Annotated in this window: 23 protein-coding genes; 17 read left to right on the top strand and 6 right to left on the bottom strand. The window is 67.8% G+C overall.

Annotation, left to right across the window (positions count from 1 at the left end; all coding sequences use genetic code 11):
- Positions 1 to 32 precede the first annotated feature (32 nt).
- Entirely contained in the window at positions 33 to 1,037 is a 1,005-nt protein-coding gene (locus U858_RS0114310) for a cytochrome-c peroxidase (RefSeq protein ID WP_025137838.1), read from the top strand.
- Between the two features lie 12 nt (positions 1,038 to 1,049).
- On the opposite strand, the gene queF is transcribed toward U858_RS0114310, so the two are convergent.
- The gene (queF, locus tag U858_RS0114305) at positions 1,050 to 1,874 is read right to left on the bottom strand and encodes an NADPH-dependent 7-cyano-7-deazaguanine reductase QueF (RefSeq protein WP_025137837.1); all 825 of its coding nucleotides are present in this window, start codon (positions 1,872 to 1,874) and stop codon (positions 1,050 to 1,052) included.
- 322 nt (positions 1,875 to 2,196) lie between these two features.
- On the opposite strand from queF, the gene aceA reads away from it, so the two are divergent.
- Positions 2,197 to 3,516 (top strand): isocitrate lyase, encoded by a 1,320-nt coding sequence (gene aceA, locus U858_RS0114300; protein ID WP_025137836.1) that lies wholly within the window; start codon positions 2,197 to 2,199, stop codon positions 3,514 to 3,516.
- A 53-nt stretch (positions 3,517 to 3,569) separates the two neighbouring features.
- On the opposite strand, the gene U858_RS0114295 is transcribed toward aceA, so the two are convergent.
- Complete coding sequence (locus tag U858_RS0114295; protein WP_025137835.1) at positions 3,570 to 4,367, bottom strand: helix-turn-helix domain-containing protein; 798 nt, start codon at positions 4,365 to 4,367, stop codon at positions 3,570 to 3,572.
- A 127-nt stretch (positions 4,368 to 4,494) separates the two neighbouring features.
- Here U858_RS0114295 and U858_RS0114290 point away from each other — a divergent pair, with 127 nt between their 5' ends.
- Positions 4,495 to 5,259 (top strand): alpha/beta fold hydrolase, encoded by a 765-nt coding sequence (locus tag U858_RS0114290; RefSeq protein ID WP_025137834.1) that lies wholly within the window; start codon positions 4,495 to 4,497, stop codon positions 5,257 to 5,259.
- A 40-nt stretch (positions 5,260 to 5,299) separates the two neighbouring features.
- Here the strand turns inward: U858_RS0114290 and U858_RS0114285 are convergent, their stop codons facing one another.
- Positions 5,300 to 6,157 carry a LysR family transcriptional regulator gene (locus U858_RS0114285; RefSeq protein ID WP_025137833.1) on the bottom strand — a complete coding sequence of 286 codons (858 nt, stop codon included), beginning with the start codon at positions 6,155 to 6,157 and terminating at the stop codon, positions 5,300 to 5,302.
- A gap of 126 nt (positions 6,158 to 6,283) precedes the next feature.
- On the opposite strand from U858_RS0114285, the gene U858_RS0114280 reads away from it, so the two are divergent.
- Genes U858_RS0114280 through U858_RS0114270 form a run of 3 tightly spaced genes read left to right on the top strand, consistent with a single transcriptional unit; the run spans position 6,284 to position 9,345 of the window.
- A complete protein-coding gene (locus U858_RS0114280; RefSeq protein ID WP_025137832.1) occupies positions 6,284 to 7,252 on the top strand; it encodes a tripartite tricarboxylate transporter substrate binding protein in 969 nt (322 codons plus the stop codon).
- Between the two features lie 33 nt (positions 7,253 to 7,285).
- Entirely contained in the window at positions 7,286 to 8,149 is an 864-nt protein-coding gene (locus tag U858_RS0114275; RefSeq protein ID WP_025137831.1) for a CoA ester lyase, read from the top strand.
- On the top strand, positions 8,146 to 9,345 hold the full coding sequence (locus tag U858_RS0114270; RefSeq protein ID WP_025137830.1) for a CaiB/BaiF CoA-transferase family protein: 1,200 nt from the start codon (positions 8,146 to 8,148) through the stop codon (positions 9,343 to 9,345). The genes U858_RS0114275 and U858_RS0114270 overlap by 4 nt, the downstream gene beginning before the upstream one ends.
- Positions 9,346 to 9,355: 10 nt before the next feature.
- Here the strand turns inward: U858_RS0114270 and bioD are convergent, their stop codons facing one another.
- The 3 genes from bioD to bioF are packed head-to-tail and all read right to left on the bottom strand — an operon-like array spanning position 9,356 to position 12,623.
- Positions 9,356 to 10,783, bottom strand: a complete 1,428-nt coding sequence (gene bioD / locus U858_RS0114265; RefSeq protein ID WP_025137829.1) for a dethiobiotin synthase — start codon at positions 10,781 to 10,783, stop codon at positions 9,356 to 9,358.
- A complete protein-coding gene (locus tag U858_RS0114260) occupies positions 10,780 to 11,430 on the bottom strand; it encodes an alpha/beta fold hydrolase (protein WP_369797673.1) in 651 nt (216 codons plus the stop codon). The genes bioD and U858_RS0114260 overlap by 4 nt, the downstream gene beginning before the upstream one ends.
- 8 nt (positions 11,431 to 11,438) lie before the next feature.
- Positions 11,439 to 12,623 (bottom strand): 8-amino-7-oxononanoate synthase, encoded by a 1,185-nt coding sequence (gene bioF, locus U858_RS0114255; protein WP_025137827.1) that lies wholly within the window; start codon positions 12,621 to 12,623, stop codon positions 11,439 to 11,441.
- 81 nt (positions 12,624 to 12,704) lie between these two features.
- On the opposite strand from bioF, the gene U858_RS0114250 reads away from it, so the two are divergent.
- From U858_RS0114250 to U858_RS0114195, 11 genes are all read left to right on the top strand, one after another.
- A complete protein-coding gene (locus tag U858_RS0114250) occupies positions 12,705 to 13,973 on the top strand; it encodes an adenosylmethionine--8-amino-7-oxononanoate transaminase (protein WP_025137826.1) in 1,269 nt (422 codons plus the stop codon).
- Between the two features lie 80 nt (positions 13,974 to 14,053).
- On the top strand, positions 14,054 to 15,028 hold the full coding sequence (locus U858_RS0114245; protein ID WP_025137825.1) for a membrane protein: 975 nt from the start codon (positions 14,054 to 14,056) through the stop codon (positions 15,026 to 15,028).
- Entirely contained in the window at positions 15,025 to 15,186 is a 162-nt protein-coding gene (gene ccoS, locus U858_RS34805; protein ID WP_025137824.1) for a cbb3-type cytochrome oxidase assembly protein CcoS, read from the top strand. Before U858_RS0114245 ends, ccoS begins: the two co-directional genes overlap by 4 nt.
- 130 nt (positions 15,187 to 15,316) lie before the next feature.
- Positions 15,317 to 16,804, top strand: a complete 1,488-nt coding sequence (gene ccoN / locus U858_RS0114235) for a cytochrome-c oxidase, cbb3-type subunit I (protein WP_025137823.1) — start codon at positions 15,317 to 15,319, stop codon at positions 16,802 to 16,804.
- Positions 16,805 to 16,814: 10 nt separating this feature from the next.
- Positions 16,815 to 17,558, top strand: a complete 744-nt coding sequence (gene ccoO / locus U858_RS0114230) for a cytochrome-c oxidase, cbb3-type subunit II (protein ID WP_025137822.1) — start codon at positions 16,815 to 16,817, stop codon at positions 17,556 to 17,558.
- 2 nt (positions 17,559 to 17,560) lie between these two features.
- Positions 17,561 to 17,734, top strand: a complete 174-nt coding sequence (locus U858_RS0114225) for a cytochrome oxidase (protein WP_025137821.1) — start codon at positions 17,561 to 17,563, stop codon at positions 17,732 to 17,734.
- A complete protein-coding gene (ccoP, locus tag U858_RS0114220) occupies positions 17,731 to 18,675 on the top strand; it encodes a cytochrome-c oxidase, cbb3-type subunit III (protein WP_025137820.1) in 945 nt (314 codons plus the stop codon). The genes U858_RS0114225 and ccoP overlap by 4 nt, the downstream gene beginning before the upstream one ends.
- Before the next feature lie 71 nt (positions 18,676 to 18,746).
- Positions 18,747 to 20,237: a cytochrome c oxidase accessory protein CcoG gene (gene ccoG, locus U858_RS0114215; protein WP_025137819.1), complete on the top strand. Its 1,491-nt coding sequence runs from the start codon at positions 18,747 to 18,749 to the stop codon at positions 20,235 to 20,237.
- A gap of 55 nt (positions 20,238 to 20,292) precedes the next feature.
- Positions 20,293 to 20,526 carry a FixH family protein gene (locus tag U858_RS0114210; RefSeq protein WP_025137818.1) on the top strand — a complete coding sequence of 78 codons (234 nt, stop codon included), beginning with the start codon at positions 20,293 to 20,295 and terminating at the stop codon, positions 20,524 to 20,526.
- A 19-nt stretch (positions 20,527 to 20,545) separates the two neighbouring features.
- Positions 20,546 to 20,782 carry a hypothetical protein gene (locus U858_RS0114205; protein WP_025137817.1) on the top strand — a complete coding sequence of 79 codons (237 nt, stop codon included), beginning with the start codon at positions 20,546 to 20,548 and terminating at the stop codon, positions 20,780 to 20,782.
- Between the two features lie 476 nt (positions 20,783 to 21,258).
- Positions 21,259 to 21,660 carry a barstar family protein gene (locus U858_RS0114195; RefSeq protein ID WP_025137816.1) on the top strand — a complete coding sequence of 134 codons (402 nt, stop codon included), beginning with the start codon at positions 21,259 to 21,261 and terminating at the stop codon, positions 21,658 to 21,660.
- Positions 21,661 to 21,672: the final 12 nt, after the last annotated feature.

The following is a 21,672-nucleotide window of genomic DNA, read 5'->3' as shown; positions in this document are numbered from 1 at the left end:
TAGACACGGGGTTATTCAACAGGAGAGAAGCCATGAGCAAGAAGCACGCGTTGCTGGCGGCAGGAGTCGTCATCGGATTGTGGGCCGGGCAGGCGACCGGAGCGCCGCGGCAGGAACCGATCCAGCCGATCGAGGCCGCGGTGGTCAAGGACCCCGCCAAGGTGGAACTGGGCAAGAAGCTGTTCTTCGATCCGCGCCTGTCGCGGTCCGGGGCGATTTCCTGTAATTCCTGCCACAACCTGGGCATGGGCGGGTCGGACAACCTGAAGGCGTCCATCGGCCACAAGTGGCAGCAGGGTTCGATCAATTCGCCCACGGTGCTCAATTCCAGCCTGAGCATCGCCCAGTTCTGGGACGGCCGCGCCAAGGATCTGCGCGAGCAGGCGGGCGGCCCCATCGCCAACCCGATGGAAATGGCCTCGACGCACGAATTGGCGGTGCAGGTGCTCAATTCCATTCCAGGCTACCGCGCCGAATTCAAGCAGGTATTCGGCACGGCGGACATTTCCATCGACGAGGTCACCGGCGCGCTGGCCGCGTTCGAGGAAACGCTGGTGACGCCCAATTCGCGCTTTGACCAATGGCTCAAGGGCGACGACAAGGCGCTGACGGTGCGCGAACTGGCCGGCTACACGCTGTTCAAGAACAGCGGCTGCGTGGCCTGCCACAACGGCGTGGCCGTGGGCGGCAATTCCTTCCAGAAGATGGGGTTGGTGGCGCCTTACCAGACCGACAACAAGGCCGAGGGTCGCGCGGCGGTGACGGGTAAGGATGCCGACCGCTTCAACTTCAAGGTGCCGACGCTGCGCAACGTGGCGCTGACCTATCCGTACTTTCATGACGGCGAGGCCGCCACGCTGACGCAGGCCGTGGACGTGATGGGCCGGCTGCAACTGGGCCGCACCTTCACGCCGGACGAGAACGCGCAGATCGTGGCGTTCTTGAAGACGCTGACGGGCGACCAGCCGGTGATTCAATACCCGGTGCTGCCGCCGTCCGAAGATGCCACGCCCCGGCCCGAGCCGTTCGTGAAGTAGGCGGCGCGGCGCTTACTGCCGGACGGTGCGCACGTCCGGCGGGGGCGCCGCTTCGAAGTTGCTGCGCCACGGGTTGATGTCCAGCCCGCCGCGCCGCGTGTAGCGGGCGTAGACCGTCAGCTGTTCGGGCGCGCAGGCGCGCATGATGTCGGTGAAGATGCGTTCCACGCAATGCTCGTGGAATTCGGCGTGCTGGCGAAACGAGATGACGTAGCGCAGCAACGACTCGCGGTCGATCGGTGCGCCGCGGTAGCGGATCTGCACGCTGGCCCAGTCGGGCTGGCCGGTCACCGGGCAGTTGGACTTGAGCAGGCGCGAGCACAGCGTTTCTTCCACGGCATCGCCCGGGCGGGTGCGCAGCAGTTCGGGCGCCGGCTCGTAGGTGTCGATCTCGATATCCAGCTTATCTATATAGATGCCGTCCAGCTCGCCCATGCGCAGCTCGGAAAAACGCTGCGGCAGGATGAAGTCCAGCCCCACCGGAGCGCCGGCGGCGGCGCTCAGGTCGCGTTCGAGCCGGCCGCGCAATGCGGCGGAATTGACCAGGCGGGTCTGGTTGAACGAGTTCAGGTAGAGCTTGAACGACTTGGATTCGATGATGTTGGGGCTGTCCGCCGGCACCGAGAAGGTCGCCATGGCGACGCGCGGCTTGCCCTTGGCGTCGAGCCACGACAGTTCATAGGCGTTCCACAGGTCCACGCCCTGAAAGGGCAGCGTACCGGCGGTCAGGTCCAGCGCCTGGCGGTTGTGGGCGCGCGCGATGGGGAACAGCAGCGAGGGATCGTATTGCGAGGCGTAGGCCACGCTCTGGCCCAGCGGGCCGTGAGACAGCGTCATGGAAGGGGTCGTCGAAATGCTTGGGGATGACCGCATTGTAGGCGGTCGGGAAAGGCGCATATTTCACATCATGAAACGCTGGTCCCGGCATGTGAAAGTTCGTGCTGCGGCGCATCGCAGCGCCATTTCACAGATGACAATGTCGTTCCGCAATACGAAATGACGTTTATAACCTATTGATTTTATTCAATAACATTTTTCATCTTATATAAGAGGCACGCTCACATTGCTCCGCAGCAGAGGCATAGACTTTGTCCAACGATTCACGCAATGCAAACCAAAGTTTTTTTGCCTTTTCAGCCATAGACCAAGGAGCATGACCATGAGCCACCGCGAAACCGAAATCCGCAATCTGCAGAAAGACTGGGCCGAGAACAGCCGTTGGCAAGGCATCAAGCGCGACTACAGCGCCGAGGATGTCATCCGCCTGCGCGGCTCGATCGGCGTCGAGCACACCCTGGCCCGCCGCGGCGCGACCCGTCTGTGGGAACAGCTGCATAGCGAGCCTTTCGTGAATTCGCTGGGCGCCCTGACCGGCAACCAGGCCATGCAACAGGTCAAGGCCGGCCTGAAGGCCATCTACCTGTCGGGCTGGCAGGTGGCGGGCGACGCCAACCTGGCCGGCGAGATGTACCCCGACCAGTCGCTGTACCCCGCCAACTCGGTGCCGCAGGTCGTGCGCCGCATCAACAACTCGCTGACCCGCTGCGACCAGATCCAGTGGATGGAAGGCAAGAACCCGGGCGACGAGGGCTACATCGATTTCTTCGCGCCCATCGTGGCCGATGCCGAAGCCGGTTTCGGCGGCGTGCTGAACGCCTTTGAACTGATGAAGGCCATGATCGAAGCCGGCGCCTCGGGCGTGCACTTCGAAGACCAGCTGGCCTCGGTGAAGAAGTGCGGCCACATGGGCGGCAAGGTGCTGGTGCCCACCCGCGAGGCCGTGGCCAAGCTGGTGTCGGCCCGCCTGGCGGCCGACGTGATGGGTACGCCCACCGTGCTGCTGGCCCGCACCGACGCGGACGCGGCCGATCTCGTGACCAGCGACGTCGATGAAAACGATCGTCCGTTCATCACCGGCGAGCGCACCGTGGAAGGTTTCTTCCGCACCAAGGCCGGCATCGACCAGGCGATTTCGCGGGGCCTGGCCTATGCGCCCTACGCCGACCTGATCTGGTGCGAAACGTCCACGCCCAACCTGGAATACGCCCGCAAGTTCGCGGACGCCATCCACAAGCAATTCCCGGGCAAGCTGCTGGCGTACAACTGCTCGCCGTCGTTCAACTGGAAGAAGAACCTGGACGACGCCACGATCGCCAAGTTCCAGCGCGAGCTGGGCGCCATGGGCTACAAGTTCCAGTTCATCACGCTGGCCGGCTTCCACGCGCTGAACTACGGCATGTTCGAACTGGCCCACGGCTATGCCCGCCGCCAGATGAGCGCCTTCGTCGAATTGCAGCAAAAGGAATTCGCCGCCGCCGACCTGGGCTTCACCGCCGTGAAGCATCAGCGCGAAGTGGGCACCGGCTACTTCGACGCCGTCACGCAGACGATCGAAGGCGGCCAGTCGTCGACCACCGCGCTGACCGGCTCGACCGAAGAAGCCCAGTTCGACCACGGCAAGGTGCAGAAGGTCGCCTGAGCCTGACGGGATCAATTTTGCAGTTGCAGTTGTAGTGCTGTTGTAGGGTGGATTCAGGGTGCCTTCGGGCACCCTTTTTTTTCGGCCAGATAGGCGCCGGGCGGCTGTCCCAGCACGCGGCGAAACGCCGACGTGAAGGCGCTGGAGCTGGCGTAGCCCAGGTCCAGCGCGATGCGGGTCACGGGCTGCCCCTGGGTCAGGCGTTCGATCGCGGCCAGCAGGCAGGCCTGCTGGCGCCAGGCGGCGAAGCTCGCGCCCGTCTGCGCGCGGAACAGGCGGGTGAACGCGCGCCGGCTCATGCCCGCCTGGCCGGCCACGGCATCCAGGCTGGCACTGATGGTCGGGGCGGCGAACAGTTGGCGGCAGGCCCGCGCCAGGCGCGGATCGGCGGGCAGCGGCGCGCTCAGCGGCAGGGGCGCCATGGCGGCGATTTCCTCGGCCAACAGGGCCATCAGCTTGCCCGCGCGGCCGTCCAGGTCGTACAGCGCGGGCAGGTCGATGGCGGCGTCCAGCAACTGGCGCAGCAGCGGCGACACGCCCAGCACGCAGCAATGCGCGGGCAGCCCCAGGGCCTGGGCTGCCGGATCGGCCAGGAAGGTGTTCAGCATGGTCACCGGGCCGCCCATGGTCATCTCGTGGGTGATGCCGGCGGGCACCCAGCAGGCGCGCTGCGGCGGCACCAGCCAGCGGCCGTGGGGCGTGGCGACGCTGATCGCGCCGCGCGCGGCAAAGGCGAACTGGCCGCGCCGGTGGGCGTGCACGGGAAACGTCAGGCCTGCGGGGTACTCGCAGGCGGTCACGACCACGTCGCGGGGGATGTCCTCGTAGGGATCGACCAGGGTGTTGCGCATGGCCCGGATTCTACAGCGATAGGCCTGCCATCGAAGGCGGGCCGAACGGGGGCGGCCTACGATGCCCAGGTCTTTGAAACCCAAGGCTGCCCGTCAGGGGGCCGCGACCTCTGCTTCTGGAGTGTGAATGCCCAATACTTTTCACCGCGTGGGGCAAGGCCCCCATCCTGTCATCGTGCTGCATGGCTGGTTTGGCGACGCGCACGCATTCGAACCGATCGAACCCTGGCTGTCGGGCGACGCCTTCAGCTATGTGTTCATGGACTACCGCGGCTACGGCGGCATGCGCAATGCCGCGGGCCGCTACCGCATCGACGAGATCGCCGCCGATACGCTGGCGCTGGCGGACGCGCTGGGATTCGACCGGTTCAGCCTGGTGGGGCATTCGATGGGCGGCATGGCAATCGAGCGGGTGGCGGCATTGGCGCCCGAGCGCGTGCGCGCGTTGGTGCCGGTGGCGCCCGTGCCTTGCGGCGGCGTGACGTTGGAGCCGGCCGCGCGCGCATTGCTGGAAGGCGCGGCAGGCGATCTGGCCAAGCGCCGCGCCATCATCGACCGCAGCACCGGCGGGCGCCTGCCGGCGGCGTGGGTGCAGTGGAAGGCGGCATATTCCGCCGAACATTCGTCGGCCCAGGCGTTTGCCGCCTATCTCGCGGCCTGGGCGGATACCGATTTCAGCGAATCGATCGACGGGCGGCATCCCGTGCTGGCGCTGGTGGGCGAGCACGATCCGGTGTTCAACGCGGCGCTGATGGCCGCGACCTATGCACGGCGCTATCCGCGCGCGGCGGTCCAGGTGCTGCAGAACGCGGGGCACTACCCGATGAATGAAACGCCGCTGGCCCTGGTGGCGGCCATCGAACGCTTCCTGCATGAGGTGGCGGCGGTTTGACAGGCGCGCGGGCGGGGAAATGTCGGGGATGGCGCCGGCGCTACTGGCGCGCGCCTTCCAGCAGCGCCTGCACCAGGCGGTTGTCCTGGTCTGTCTGGCGGCACACGAACGAGATCTGCCGGTACGGCGCGTCCTTGCCCAGCGGCAGCACGCGCACCGGATGCACCTCCAGCAGGTTGGGGCCGGGTTCGGGCAGGATGCACACGCCCAGGCCTTCGGACACCAGCGCGGTCAGCGCGGCCAGCGATTGCAGGTCGATGCGGCAGCGGGCATGCGGCGCGTGCTGCGCGACATAGCGCGCCGCCAGCCGCCCGCCGATGGTGGTCTTGTCAAAGCGAATCCATTCATAGTGTTCGAACAGGTCGGCCAGCGACTTCTCGCGTGAGTGGGGCGGGGCGATCAGCACCAGGCGTTCGCGAAACAGCGGCGTCCACGCCAGCCGGCGCGACCCGCCGGTTTCCGGCTGCGTGATGATCGCCGCGTCGATCTCGCCGGTCTTGAGCTTTTCGACCAGCTCGGTCGCGCGGCCGCGCACCAGCCGCACGTCCAGCTGCGGATAGCGCTCGCGCAGCACCCGTAGCAGCGGCGGCAGCAAGGTCACCTGCAAGGGCTCGATGGTGCCCAGCCGCACACGGCCTTCGACTTGGGGCGTGCTGCGTCGGCGCAGCTCGTCCAGCCGCGACAGGGCGTCCTGCAGCACCGCGTCGACTTCGGCGGCGAAGGCATTGGGGCGGGCCTGCAACGCCGACCGGTCGAACAGGGGCTGGCCGAAGTATTCCTCGATCTGCTTCATCTGCAGGCTGACCGCGCTGGGGGACAGGTTCATGTCGGCCGCGCCGGCCGCGAAGCTGCCGCCGCGCAACACGGCATTGAGCGTGCGGAAAGATTCGATCTTCATGAGGAATCCTCACGTAGTGTTTTAAGAATCCTCGCTTTATATCACCAGGCGCCGGGCCTAGCATGGCATCGACCATAACAACACGGCTGGCGCCTGACTGCCGGACCGTGGACACGGAGACATGCCATGAAGAAGATCCTGGGCGGCCTGACGGCCGCTTGCCTGGCCGGGCTGATGGCCGCGGGCGCCGCGGCCGCCCCGCCGGCCTTGCCGGCCACCATCACCATGGTGGTGCCGTTCCCGCCGGGCGGCAGCAACGATGTGTTTGCGCGGGTGCTGGCGGAAAAACTGGGCGGGCGCGTGGGCGCCACCGTCATCGTCGAGAACCGCCCCGGCGCGGGCGGCGCCATCGGTGCCGAGTATGTGGCACGCGCGGCCAAGGACGGCTCGGTGCTGATGCTGTCGTCGTCGACGCTGACGACCAACGCGGCCGTGCAGACCAACCTGAAGTACGACGTGGCGCGCAGCTTCGCGCCGGTGGCGATGCTGGCGCGCAGCCCGATGGCGCTGGTGGTGGGACAGGATTCGCCGTACCGGTCGGTGGCCGACCTGCTGGCCGCGGGCCGTCAGGAACCCGGCAAGCTCACCTACGGCAGCGCCGGGCTGGGCTCGGTCAACCAGATGGCCAGCGAAATCCTGGCGGGCGGCGAGAAGACGAGTTTCACGCACGTGCCCTACAAGGGCATGTCGCATGCGCTCAACGACCTGGCCGGCGGCCGGGTGGACTTCGTGATCGGCAGCTTTGCGTCGACCGCGTCGCTGCTCAAGGGCGGCAAGCTGCGCGTGCTGGCCGTGACCTCGCCGACGCGTTCGCCCTTCTTTCCCGACCTGCCCACCATCGCCGAAGGCCAGCCCGGCTATTCGGTCGAACTGTGGTGGGGCGTGCTGGCGCCTGCGGGCACGCCCGCGCCGCTGGTCGAACGCCTGAACGCCGAGATCCGCGGCATCGTCAACGATCCGAAGATGCGCGCCATGTTCGCCGAGGAAAGCGCGGTGCCGGCCGAACTGACCGTGGCGCAGTTCGCCGACCTGGTGCAGGCCGATGCGGCCCGCTGGAAGCAGGTGGCCGCCGACCGCAACATTTCCATCCAATGACCCGCAACCCCTGCCGCTGTTGAGAGTGCCCGCATGAGAAGCAAACTGTTTGTTCCGGGATCGCGTCCCGAGCTGTTCGCCAAGGCGCTGGCCGGGCCGGCCGACGCGCTGTCGTTCGACCTGGAAGACGCCGTGGCCGCCGAGCGCAAGGCCGAGGCGCGCGGCCATCTGGCCGCGCTGCTGGCATCGCCCGCCGCCGCGGCCTGCGCCAAGACGTTGATCGTGCGCGTCAACGCGCTGGATTCCGCGCATTTCCAGGCCGACGTGCAGGCCGTGGTACGCCCGGCGTTGCGTCTGGTGAACCTGCCCAAGGCCGAATCCGTGGCCCAGGTGCGGGCCGCGGCCGACGCGATCGAACGGGCACGGCAGGCCAATGGCGTGGCGCAGCCGGTGGGGTTGCTGCTGAACATCGAATCGCCGCGCGCCTTGCGCGATGCCGCCGCGCTGGCGGCGGCGCATCCCTCGGTGGCGGGCCTGCAATTGGGGTTGGGCGACCTGTTCGAACCGGCCGGCATCGACCGCCGCGAGCCGGCCGCGGTGCAGCAGGCCATGTTCGCGCTGCGGCTGGCGGCGGCCGAGGCAGGCGTGTTCGCCTACGACTCGGCGTTTGCCAATATCGAGGACGAAGCGGGCTTTCGGGCCGAGGCCGAGCTGGCGCGCCGGCTGGGCTTCCTGGGCAAGAGCTGCATCCATCCGCGCCAGGTGCCGCTGGCCAACGCCGCCTTCCGGCCGACGGACGCCGAGATCGCCCACGCGCGGCGGGTGGTGCAGGCGGCCGGGCAGGCCGAGGCGCAAGGCGTTGCGGCCTTCGTGGTGGACGGCCGCATGATCGATGGCCCCTTCCTGCGCCGCGCCGAAAGCGTCGTGCGCCTGGCCGACACGCTGGAGGCGCGATGAGCGCCGCCGTGACGCCGCACGCAGCCGCAGGCCCGCTGGCCGGTGTGCGCGTATTGGACCTGAGCGCCTACATCGCCGGCCCCTACGGCTGCGCACTGCTGGCCGACCAGGGCGCCGACGTGATCAAGATCGAACCGCCCACGGGCGACAACCTGCGCAAGTATCCGTCGACGCTCGAAGCCGAAAGCCGCGCCTTCCTGGGCGTGAACCGCGGCAAGCGCGGGCTGGTGCTGGACTTGAAGCAGGATGCGGCGCGGGACGTGCTGCGCGTGCTGGTGGCGGGCGCCGACGTACTGGTGCACAACTTCCGGCCCAGCGTGCCGGCGCGCCTGGGCATCGCCTACGAACAGCTGGCCGAGATCAATCCGCGGCTGATCTACTGCGCGGTGACCGGCTATGGCGAAAGCGGGCCGCTCAAGGACAAGGCGGGCTACGACCAGGTGCTGCAGACCATGACGGGCATGTGCGCCTTGCAGGGCCGCGCCGATGGCCCGCCTGAAGTGCTGTACGGGTCGGTGGTGGATTACTACGCGTCGTCGATGGTGGCGGCGGGCGTGGCGTCGGCGCTGTTTGAGCGCGAGCGCAGCGGCCGCGGCCAGTTCGTGGGCGTGTCGCTCTTGCGCAGCGCGCTGGCCTTGCAGTCGGCCCGCCTGGTGTGGGCCGAGGGCGAGCCGCGGGAAGTGGGGCGCGACATGCGTTCCGGCGGCATCACGGGTATCCATCCCACCGGCGACGGCTACCTGTACATCTCGGCCAACACGCCGCATTTCTGGCAGGCGCTGTGCGCCAAGACCGGCTTGCAGGCGCTGGCGGCCGATGCCCGCTACGACTCGGTGCGCAAGCGCGCCCAATACCGCGATGAGATCGTGCCGCAGCTGCACCAGGCCTTGCAGGCGCGCAGCGCGCTGGAATGGGAGGCGCTGTTCGGCGAAGAGGTGCCTTGCGCCGCGGCGCGCGGGGTCGAAGACATGTTCGATTTTCCGCAGGTGCAGGCCGAGGGCATGATCTCGACCTTTGCGCATCCGGTGGTGGGCAGCTACCAGGGCTTTGCGCAGGCCATCAAGTACGGCCGCAGTCAGCCGGCCGTGCCGCGCGCGGCGCCGGCCTTTGGCGAACATAGCGACGACGTGCTGGCCGAGGCGGGCATCGATGCCGCGCAGGCGGCGCGGCTGAGGGCGGCGGGGGCGTTGGGGTAGCGGGGCGGGGTCAGGCCGGCCCGTCCAGCGCTGCCAGGCACTCGTCCAGCGGCGCGATCGTGCGCGCCAGGGCTTCCACGGCAGCGGCATCCACGCGGTCCAGCGGCGGAATTTCCGCCAGCACGCGCACGTTGCCGAAACGTTCGATGGCTTCGCGGTTGCCGGCCGACAGGGGTCCGCTCATCACCACGCCCAGCACCGGAATGGCGCGGCGGCGCAGCGCTTCCAGGCTGAGCAGGGTGTGGTTGATGGTGCCCAGGCCGCTGCGCGCGGCCAGCACCACCGGCAGGCCCAGGCGCGCGATCAGGTCGATCATCATGTGACTGTCGTCGATCGGCACGTACAGGCCGCCGGCGCCTTCGATGATGAGCGGAGCGTCGGTGCGGGGCGGCACGATGGCGGTGGCGTCGATTTCCGCGTCTTCCAGCGGCGCGGCGGCCCAGGGCGACAGCGGCGCCTGCAGCACGTAGGCAGGCAGGTGCTGGCGTTCGGGCGGCAATTGCGCCAGGCGCGCGACGGTGTCGGTGTCACCGGGTTCCTCGGCCACGCCGGTCTGCACCGGCTTCCAGTAGTCGGCATTCCAGGCGCGGGCCAGGATGGCCGACACCAGGGTCTTGCCGATGCCGGTGTCGGTGCCGGTCACGAATACGCCCTTGAGGCCGGAATCAGTTGGGTTTTTCCACATGCCGTAGGCCAGGTGATACGTCACCGTGGCTCCTTGTTGGTTGAACTGCGCCAGCACCCGCCGCAGCGCGGCGGCGCCCAGCGGCGCCCGTCCGGGCGCGGGCGTGGTGGCGCCGATGCCCTTGAGCGCCTGCAGGAAATGCAGGCCGTCAGGATGTTGTTGTATCAGTCGTTCGCTGTGCACGCCACCGGCCAGATTGCCGCTGGCCGGACGGATGGCGTGGGCGGCGGGGTAGCGCGGCGTTGCCGCCGCCAGGCCGACGGCGCGGTGCGCCGCCCGCCATTCGGCGAAGGTGTCCGCGGCCAGCGTGGCCACGGCCAGGTGGCCGCCGGGCGCCAGCAGGGCGGCCAGCCGGCCCAGCCCCGCGTTCAGGTCGGTGAACCATTGCACCGCCAGGCTGGAGCAGATCAGGTCGTAGCCGCCGGGCAGGCCGTCGGGATGCTCGCCATCCAGCACCTGGTAGCGGGCGCATCCGGGCAGCGCCGGGCCTTGCTGTGCGCGGGCCAGCATGGCGGGCGAGATGTCGGTGATGGTCCAGTCCGCCGGACCCAGCCGCGCGGCCAGCGCCTGCGTCAACAGGCCCGTGCCGCAGCCGATTTCCAGGATGCGCGGGTTGGGCGGCAGCGGCAGCCGCACAATGTCGTCGGCCAGCCGTTCGGCCGTGATGCGTTGGGCGGGCGCGTGGGCGTCGTACTGGTCGGCGGCGGCGCCGAAGCGCTCGCCGATCCGGGTGTTGCGTGACGCCCGATTCATGCGGCGCTCGCCAGGCGGGCCAGGAAGGCGCGGATCTGCGCGGCGCACCAGTCGGTGTCGGTGACCGGCAGCAGGTGACCGCCGCCCTCGCGCCAGTGGACGCCGTCGCCAAAGGTGGCCTGCGTCATCGGGGCGGGCACGATGGGGTCGTCGCGGCCGGCCAGCGCCAGGCTCGGCACCGGCAGGGCGGCCAATGCCGCGCGCTGGTCTGCATCGCGCAGCACCTGCAGGTCGCGCGCCAGCGCATCGACGTCGGGCGCTCCGAACGCACCGTCATCGCCGCAGCGCTGGCGAAAATCGCGCAGCACCGCATCGGGATGCGTCGCCAGGCGGGCCAGCATGCGCTCGAGCATGCGCGGCGGCACGCCCTGGGCGAAATCCGGCGCGGCGGCAAAGCGTGCGAAGCCGTTGATGGACACCAGGCCGATGCCATTGGTGGGCTGCTCGCGCAGCAGCCGCAGCACGCCCAGGGAATGGCCGATGGCGATCACCGGCCCGTCGGGGCAGGGCGTGCGCGCGGGGCCGAAGTAACCGGCGTCGAAGGTCGCCTGGGGAAAATCGTGCAGCGCGGCGGCCAGCGGCGCCCAGACATCGGCGTCGAAGGCCCAGCCGTGCACGAACAGCAGGGTCGGCGCTTGCAAGGGCACGTTCTGCATCAGGCAAGCGCAGCGGCCAGGCCGGCGATCAGGCGGTCGATGTCTGCGTCGCGGTGTGCGGCGCTCAGGGCAATGCGCAGCCGGCTGGTGCCGGCAGGCACCGTGGGCGGGCGGATCGCCACGGCCAGCAGGCCGCGCTGTTCCAGGTTGGCGGCCAGCGCCAGTGCACGGTCGGCCTCGCCCACCATGGCGGGCACGATCTGGGTGGACGAGTCGGCGGTGTCCAGGCCCTGTTCGCGCAAGGCGACGCGCAGGCGGTCGCCCGAGGCCGCCAGGCGCGCCCGTTCGGCGTCCAGCGTGGGCACCAGGTCCAGCGCGGCGTCCATGGCGCCCAGCACGGCCGGCGGCAGCGCCGTGGTGTAGATGAAGCCCGAACACGCGTTGACCAGGTAGTCGCACAGCGCGCGCGAACCGGCGACGTAGGCGCCAAAGCCGCCCAGCGCCTTGCTGAACGTGCCCATCGCCAGGTCGATGCGGCCGGGCGCCAGCCCCGCCAGGCCCATGCCGCGCGGGCCCAGCACGCCGGTGGCGTGGGCCTCGTCCAGATACACAAAGGCGTTGTAGCGGTCGGCCAGCGCGGCCAGGCGGGCCACGTCGGTGCGGTCGCCGTCCATGCTGAAGACGCTTTCGGTGACGATGAAGCGGACGGCGGGCGGCGCATCGGCCCCCGCCCGGGCGGCCAGCAGGGCTTCCAGGTGGTCCAGGTCGTTGTGGCGAAAGCGGATCTGCTTGACGCCGGCCGCCTGGCAGCCGTGGTGCAGGCTGGCGTGGTTGAGCTTGTCGGCGTAGACCTGCACGTCGCCCTGGCCTTGCGCTGCGCGCAGCAGGGCCGGCAGCACGGCGGCGTTGGCCTGCCAACCCGAGGCCAGCAGCAGCGCGGCTTCTGTCCCCTTCAAGCGCGCCAGCTTGGCCTCGACCTGTTCGTGCAGGTCCAGGTTGCCGCACACCAGGCGCGACGCCTGGGCGCTGGCGCCATGGCGGGCGGCCCATTCGCGCGACCGCTCGATCAACAGCGGATGCTTGGACAGGCCCAGGTAGTCGTTGCTGGAGAAGTTCAGCGCGGGCGCGCCGCCCATCTCGATGCGCCCGGCCGGCGCCGCGGTGGCGGTGCGCAACCGGCGGCGCACGTGGCGCGATTCGGCCTGCGCCAATTCGGAAGAAAACAGAGGATCCAGCTTAGACATGACGATTTCCCGCAGCGGCCGGCGCCGGAGGGAAGGCCGGGCCAGGCCGTAGAATGCGAGCCATTGTAGTGGAGGTGAAACATGCAGACCCCCGATTGGGTGGCCCAGGGCCAGCCCCATATCTGGCTGCCCTATGCCCAGATGAAAACGGCCACGCCGCCCCTGCCGGTGGTGCGCAGCCGCGGCAGCCGGCTGGAACTGGCCGATGGCCGCGAGCTGATCGACGGCGTGGCGTCCTGGTGGACCGCCTGCCACGGTTACAACCACCCGCACATCGCCCAGGCGGTGCGGGCCCAGCTGGACGCCATGCCGCACGTCATGTTCGGCGGGCTGACCCACGAACCCGCCCTGACCCTGGCGCGGCGCCTGGCCGGCCTGCTCGGCCCGGGGCTGGACCGTGTGTTCTATACGGATTCGGGCTCAGTGGCGGTGGAAGTCGCCATGAAAATGGCCGTGCAGTTCTGGCTGAACCAGGGCGAACGCGGCCGCAGCCGCTTCCTGGCGTTCCGCGGCGGCTACCACGGCGACACCTTCGGCACCATGGCCGTGTGCGACCCGGACGAAGGCATGCACAGCCTGTTTCGCGGCATGCTGGCCGAACACGACATCGTCGACCTGCCGCGCACCGATGCGGCCATGGCCGACCTGGACGCCTTCCTGGAAACGCGCGGGCCGCAGCTGGCCGGCATGCTGGTCGAGCCGCTGGTGCAGGGCGCCGGCGGCATGCTGCTGCACGATCCCGAGGTGCTGCGGCGCCTGCGCACCCTGGCCGACCGCCACGGCCTGCTGCTGATCTTCGACGAGATCTTCACCGGCTTTGGCCGCACCGGCACGATGTTCGCCTTCGAGCAGGCCGGGATCAAACCCGACATCATCACCCTGTCCAAGGCGCTGACGGGCGGCACCCTGCCGCTGGCCGCCACCGTGGCCAGCCAGCGGGTGTTCGACGGTTTCTGGTCCGACGACCCCTCGCATGCCCTGATGCATGGCCCCACCTTCATGGGCAACGCGCTGGCCTGCGCCGCCGCCAACGCGTCGCTGGACCTGTTCGAGACCGAACCCCGGCTGGCCCAGGCGCAGGCCATCTCGGCGGCGCTGGCGACGGGCCTGGCGCCGTGCCGCGAGCTGGACTGGGTGCGCGACGTGCGGGTGCTGGGCGCCATCGGCGTGGTCGAGCTGGACGGCATCCAGGACCGCGAGGCCCTGAAACGCCGCCTGGTCGAGGCGGGCGTGTGGGTGCGCCCGTTCGGCAACGTGGTCTACCTGACGCCGGCCTTGACCATCGACGGGCAGGACCTGGACACCCTGATGCGGGCAGTGGTGGCAGTGCTGCGGGCACGGCGGCCCTGATGGCCTGATCCCTCCGGGATCCGGCGCGGAGCTTGATCCACATCAAGGCGCAGGGCGCGGGCGCGGCCTACCATCGGCGCATGCGAGCAAAATCCATCTTCGCCGTGCCGGCGACCTTGTCTGACGACGAACGCCAGCAGCGCCGCCATGCGCTGGTGCGCCTGTCGCTGGCCTGGCTGGCGATGATGCAGGTGATGATGTTCGCCTGGCCCGGCTACCTGCGCCATGAAGGCATCCCCAAGGATGCGCTGGACACGCTGGACTGGGCGATCGTGCTGATGAACTGGGCCAGCCTGGCGCTGACCGTGCCCGTGGTGCTGTATTCGGCCTGGCCGATCTGGCGCCACGCGGGCGCCAACCTGCGCCAGGGGCGCGCCGGCATGGACGTGCCCGTCGCCCTGGGCATCGTCGCCGCCTTCATTCCCAGCGTCCACGCCACCTATACCGGGCGCGGCGAAGTCTATTTCGATTCGGTCACCATGTTCGTCGCGTTCCTCTTGACGGCGCGCTACCTGGAACTGTGCGCCCGCCAGTCGTTCGGCGGCGCCGCGGGCGGCCTGCGTCATGCGCGGGTCGAAGCGCAGCGGCTGGCGCTGGGCGCCGGCGCCGACCGCCTGGCCTCGCGCTTCGTCCTGGCGCAGGTGGCGCTGGCGCTGGGGGCGGGTGCGGTCTGGGCCTACATTGATCCGGCGCACAGCGTGCCCGTGATGGTGGCGTTGCTGGTGATGAGCTGTCCCTGTGCCATGTCGATGGCGGTGCCCACCGCCATGGCCTCGGCGCATGCCGCGCTGGCGGCCGACCCGGCCATGCCCGACGCGGCGCTGGACGCGCTGCTGGAACGCGCCCGCCGCAAGGCGCGCCAGAACCTGCACGGCTCGCTGGCCTGGCACCTGCTGATGACGCCGCTGGCGCTGGTGGGCTGGGTCACGCCCTGGCTGGCCGCGATCACCATGCTGGTGTCGTCGCTGGCGGTGGCCTATAACTCGTGGCGTCTGACGCGCCATGACGGCAGCGCCCGCGACGCCGCCGACGGCGCGCTGGAAGCCGCGCCATGACCATCCTTTACCTGCTCTTGCCGTTGTCGCTGCTGTTCGTGTTCGCCATCGGCGTGTTCCTGTGGTGGGCCGTATTCAACGGCCAGTACGACGACACCGACAGCGCCGGCGCGGCCATCCTGCGCGACGACGACAGCGGACCGGCGGCCCGCGGCTGAGCCACCTGTCGCGTTCTTGCCGCGAGTTCCCCGGCGCCCTCTGCCGGGTTTGACGCATATCAACACCCGTTTGCGCGCGTCCCCCCATCATTGAAACCTGGAGCTATTTGTTTCTTTTAGGGGAAGGGTGATGAACGATTGCGCCGCAATCGCAAGCAAGGCCGATACCTTCAACTACAGGATCGTGAGGCAATTCGCGCTCATGACGGTGGTCTGGGGCATTGTCGGCATGGCTGTGGGCGTTTTTCTCGCCGCGCAGCTGATTTGGCCTCAGTTGAACTTCGATACCGCCTGGCTGAGCTACGGCCGCCTGCGTCCGCTGCACACCAACGCGGTAATCTTCGCGTTCGGCGGCAGCGCGCTGTTCGCGACCTCGTACTACGTCGTGCAGCGCACCTGTCAGACCCGCCTGTTCTGCGACCGGCTGGCCGCGTTCACCTTCTGGGGGTGGCAGGCCGTGATCGTGGCTGCCGCCATCACCCTGCCGATGGGCTTTACCAGCAGCAAGGAATACGCCGAACTGGAATGGCCGATCGACATCCTGATCACGCTGGTCTGGGTGGCCTACGCCATCGTGTTCTTCGGCACCATCATCAAGCGCCGGTCCAAGCACATCTACGTGGCCAACTGGTTCTTCGGCTCGTACATCCTCACCATCGCCATCCTGCACATCTTCAATAACATCGAGATGCCGGTGACGCTGTGGAAGTCGTACTCCGCCTATGCGGGCGTGCAGGACGCGATGGTGCAATGGTGGTACGGCCACAATGCCGTGGGCTTTTTCCTGACCACCAGCTTCCTGGGCATGATGTATTACTTCGTGCCCAAGCAGGCCGGCCGCCCGATCTATTCGTACCGACTGTCCATCGTCCACTTCTGGGCGCTGGCCTTCACGTACATGTGGGCCGGCCCGCACCATCTGCTGTACACCTCGCTGCCCGACTGGACCCAGTCGCTGGGCATGACGTTCTCGCTGATCCTGCTGGCGCCGTCGTGGGGCGGCATGATCAACGGCATCATGACGCTGCAGGGCGCCTGGTACAAGCTGCGCACCGATCCGATCCTGAAGTTCATGGTGACCGCGCTGTCGTTCTACGGCATGGCCACCTTCGAGGGTTCGATGATGTCGATCCGCACCGTGAACGCGCTGTCGCACTACACCGACTGGACCATCGGCCACGTGCACTCGGGCGCCCTGGGCTGGGTCGCGATGATCTCGTTCGGCTCGCTGTATTACCTGATCCCGCGCCTGTACGGCCGCGAAAAGATGTACAGCGTCAAGGCCATCGAACTGCACTTCTGGATCGCCACCATCGGCGTGGTGCTGTACATCGCCGCGATGTGGATCGCCGGGGTGCAGCAGGGCCTGATGTGGCGCGACACGGCCCCGGACGGCACGCTGGTCTACAGCTTCGTCGAAGAACTGAAGACGCGGGTGCCCTATTACCTGATCCGCTTGCTGGGCGGGGCGCTGTTCCTGTCGGGGGTCCTGGTCATGGCCTGGAACGTGTGGAAGACGGTGCGCGGCGCGCAGGCCGTCAACCCCGCGATTCCGCAAGACGATCCCCACGCCACCCGCGCACCGGCCATCGCCGCCGCCGCGCCGGCCACCGTTTGACGAGGACATCATGGCCAACAAGCAACAAGGCTTCTTTTCTCACCAGACGCTTGAGAAGAACATCGGCTGGATGATCATTGCCAGCATCCTGGTGGTGTCCTTCGCGGGCCTGGTCCAGATCGTGCCGCTGTTCTTCCAGCACAGCACGACGCAGCCGGTGGCGGGGGTCGAACCCTACAGCGCGCTGCGCCTGATGGGCCGCGACGTCTACATCCGCGAAGGCTGTGTCGGCTGCCACTCGCAGCAGGTGCGCCTGCTGGCGGCCGAAGTGCAGCGCTACGGCTCGTATTCGCTGGCATCCGAATCGGTGTTCGACCACCCCTTCCTGTGGGGTTCCAAGCGCACCGGTCCCGACCTGGCGCGCGTGGGCGAGCGGTATTCCGATGATTGGCATCGCATCCACCTGCGCGACCCGCGCAAGGTGGTGCCCGAGTCCAACATGCCGGCCTACCCGTGGCTGCAGAAAACGGTGATCACCGGCCAGAACGTGGACCAGCGCATGCGCGCGCTGCGCGCCCTGGGCGTGCCGTACACGGACGAAGACATCGCCGCCGCGCCCAAGGCCATCGAAGGCAAGACCGAAGAGGACGCGCTGGTGGCCTACCTGCAAGGGTTGGGCGTGGGCGTGCGCAAGGCGCAGCAGGCCAAGAAGGCGGAAGAGGCCAAGAAGGCTGAAGAAGCCAGGAAGGCGGCGCAACCCGCTGCCGCGCAATCTGCCGCTCCTGCCGCGGGTGCGGCCGCCACCGGAGGCTGACCATGGCATTCCTGAGCGCAATCGTCACCGCCATTTCGATGGCGACCTTTATCGGCATCGTCTGGTGGGCCTGCTCGCGCGGCCGCCAGCATGCCAACAGCGAATCGGCCCTGCTGCCGTTCGCGCTGCCCGATGAATTCGGGCCGGCACAACAAGATGGAGCGGATCGGTCATGAGCGATTTCGTCAATGGCTTCTGGGGGTATTTCATCTCGATCGTCGCGGTGGGCGGCGTGGTCTGGTGCGTGTGGCTGCTGTATACGCAGCGCCGCTGGCTCAGCACCAAGCCGGCCAATGGCCAGGTGGAAGACACCGGCCACGTCTGGGACGGCGACCTGACCGAGCTGAACAACCCGGTGCCCGGTTGGTGGACCTGGATGTACCTGCTGGCCTGCGTGTTCGCGCTGGGTTACCTGTTCTTCATGCCCGGCCTGGGTGAATACAAGGGCCAGCTGGGCTACAGCAGCGCCGACGAAGTGGCGCGCCAGCAGGCCAAGATGGCCGACGCGGTGCGCCCCATCTACGCGCGTTTCGAGACCATGACGGTGCCGCAGATCGCTGCCGACCCCGGCGCCCGTGAAATCGGCCAGCGCCTGTTCCTGAACACCTGCGCGCAATGCCACGGCTCGGACGCCAAGGGCGGCCCCAGCTTTCCCAACCTGACCGACGGCGACTGGCTGCACGGCGGCTCGCCCGAAGCCATCACGCAGACCATCACCAATGGCCGCATCGGCATGATGCCGCCCTGGAAGGCCGCCATCGACGCCAAGACCGCCGGCGACATCGCGCAATACGTGCGTTCGCTGTCGGGCCTGACCGCAGACCCCGTGCGCGTGTTCCGCGGCAAGCGCGAGTTCGCCAATTACTGCGTTGCCTGTCACGGCGTCGACGGCAAGGGCAACCAGGCGCTGGGCGCGCCCAACCTGACGGACGACGTCTGGCTGTACGGCAGCTCGGAAGCCACCATCGTCAAGACGATCCTGGACGGCCGCGACAACCGCATGCCGGCCCACGGCGACATCCTCAGCCCCGAGCAGATCAAGATCCTGACGGCCTGGGTCTGGGGGCTGTCAAACAAGCCGGACGCCGCACCGGCGCAGCAGGCCGCGGCCAAGTAGGCGGCGCATAGGTGGGGGCGCTGCCTGCCGGCAGCCCCCATATCACATGGACTTACCGCACGGAGCAGCACATGGATGATGGGTCAACCGCAAGCGTCAGCAGTTCGCCTGGCGGCGACCCGCCACCCTGGCGGCCGCACACGCGGCCGCCGCGGCCCGGCCAGGAAACGCTGGAGCAGACGCTGGCCGGCGTGCGCAGCAAGATCTATCCGCGGTCGGTCAGCGGCATTTTCGCCCGCTGGCGCATCGCATTCGTCTTTCTCACCCAGCTGATTTTCTACGGCCTGCCCTGGCTGCAATGGAACGGCCGCCAGGCCGTGCTGTTCGACCTGGGCGCGCGCAAGTTCTACCTGTTCGGCCTGGTGCTGTGGCCGCAGGACGTGGTGTACCTGGCTGTGCTGCTGGTCATCTCGGCGCTGGCGCTGTTCCTGTTCACCGCCGTGGCCGGGCGGCTGTTCTGCGGCTACGCCTGTCCGCAGACGGTCTACACCGAAATCTTCATGTGGATCGAGCGCAAGATCGAAGGCGACCGCATTGCGCGCATCCGCCTGGATGAATCGCCCTGGTCCTGGCGCAAAGCGCGCATCAAGGTCACCAAGCATGCGCTGTGGATCGCGCTGGCCTGGTGGACGGGATCGACCTTCATCGGCTATTTCGCGCCCATCCGCGAGCTGGGCCACGAACTGTTCACGCTGCAACTGGGCCCGTGGCAATGGTTCTGGATGCTGTTCTACGGTTTTGCCACCTGGGGCAACGCGGGCTTCATGCGCGAGTCGGTGTGCAAGTACATGTGCCCGTATGCGCGTTTCCAGAGCGTGATGGTGGACCCGGACACGTTCGTGGTCACCTACGACAAGCGCCGCGGCGATCCGCGCGGCGGCCGCTCGCGCAAGATCGACCACAAGGCGGCGGGGCTGGGCGATTGCGTCGATTGCAGCCTGTGCGTGCAGGTCTGCCCGACCGGCATCGACATTCGTGAAGGCCTGCAATACATGTGCATCGGCTGCGGCGCCTGTATCGATGCCTGCGAGCAGGTGATGGACAAGATGCAGTACCCGTCGGGGTTGATCCGCTATACGTCGGAACGGGCGATGCTGGACGGCCTGTCGACGCAAAGCGCGCGTTCGCACCTGCTGCGGCCGCGGGTGCTGATCTACGGCACGCTGATTCTGGGGCTGGCGGTGGCGTTCGTGGTGTCGCTGGCGCTGCGCAATCCGCTGCGGGTGGACGTGATCCGCGACCGCGGCGCGCTGGGCCGCGAGGTGGCCGGCGGCATGATCGAAAACGTGTACCGGCTGCAGATCATCAATACGTCGGATTCACCGATGCGGCTGCGGCTGTCGGCCGATGGCATGCCGGGGCTGGCGGTGCTGGCCGGGCAGAGCGGATCGGATGTGGTGGAGGTCGAGGCAGCGGCGAACAAGCTGGTGCCGATGGTGATCCGCGCGCCGGCGGGGGCCGAGCCGGGCGCGCATGCGATCACGTTGCGGGCCCGCGCGCATGATCAGGAGAATCGGTCGATCGAGACCGACGAAGCCGCCAGTTTCTATGTTCCCGATTGAATCCGGTTCCGTGTGGAACCCCTTAGCCGATTGAGTCTTGAGAAGGATGCCGACGATGAATACTGCCCATGTTGCCGCGCCGCTGACGGTGAAGCCCTGGTATCGGGAGCCCTGGCCCTGGTTTCTGATGGCGGGGCCTTTCCTGGCGGTGGTGGGGTGCGCGATCACGATCTATTTCGCCTATACGCAGTTCGGCAATCAGCCGATCGTGGAAGGGGTGGTCAAGCGGGGGCTGGTGATCGAACCGGCCGATCCTGCGGCGACGTCGACGACGTCCGCGGCGCGTTGATGAATCCGGGAGGCACGCCATGGGGTTGAAGTCACTGATGTGGATACTGTGGCCGTCGTTTCTGGCGGCGGCGGTGGGCAGCGCGGTGGTGTTTGCCTTGATCGATCCGCTGGATGTGGCGGTGATGGGGTACGTGCCTTCGGGGCGGGTGGGGTTCTATACGGTGTCGTTCTTTTTGCTTTGGGCGATGGCGGGGGCTTCCAGTGCATTGACGGCTTATCTGATGCCTCGGGTGGAAGAGGATGAGGATTTGTAGGTTGCGTTGTCGTTTCTTAGGTTGCGTTGTGGCTTCGTAGGCCGCCCGTCTGGCGGCGGCTCTCGGTGTCGAGCGCCCACGATTGCGGTCCGGAGCCTTCGCTCCGGACTTCCCCCTCGTCATCTTCGTCCAGGCCTTCGGCCTTCCCTTCAGATTCCCTCGGGCGCATCGAGGTTGCTCGACACCGAGAGCCGCCGCCAGACGGGCTACGAGCGGCGTGACGCGGGGCGCCGTCAGGTCGGCGTGGTGGGAAAAATGCTGTGCGGCCGGCCGCAATGCCGGTGCAGGTAGCCGTCGATGTTCAGCCCGTTGCGGGGCGTGGCGGCCCGCATTCCCGGATAGACATCATCTGAAGATGAATCAAGACCCCCAGGTTGCAGGATTGGTCCGATTTTCCTGTGAGGCGGCGCGATACGGCGCCAGGTGCGGCACTATAGGCAGGTAGCGCCAAGGCCCTTCAACTACAGGAATCCAATATGCTGCCATTCAGGTTTGTCGAACGGATGCCGTCCTATGACGCGGCGGAAGCGTTTTGCGTGCGGGTCGATCCGAAAATAGAAACCACGAAAGACTTGGTGAAGTCGCTGTACTTCCTGCTTTGGTTTCCAAAATACTTTCGATGCAATTGGGACATGCTTGCGGCCGGTCTCAGGGACCTGGCTTGGGTGCCTTGCCCCAAGATCGTGCTGGTCCATCAGCGCCTGCCGAACATTCGCCGGGAAGACTTGCAGATTTACCTGCAGGTGTTGCGAGATTGCGCGTTGGGATGGCAGGGCAATCAACGGCACGACCTGGAAGTGGTATTCCGTATCAATGACTGCGCATCGATCGAGGCCCTGTTGAGCCCGGAGCAAGCGCCAGACGCGCAGGGCGCATAGACGTCAATTCCC

Source organism: Achromobacter sp. DH1f, from assembly GCF_000633435.1.
Taxonomy (GTDB): domain Bacteria; phylum Pseudomonadota; class Gammaproteobacteria; order Burkholderiales; family Burkholderiaceae_B; genus Achromobacter; species Achromobacter deleyi.
This window is presented reverse-complemented; position numbering and strand designations above follow the sequence as displayed.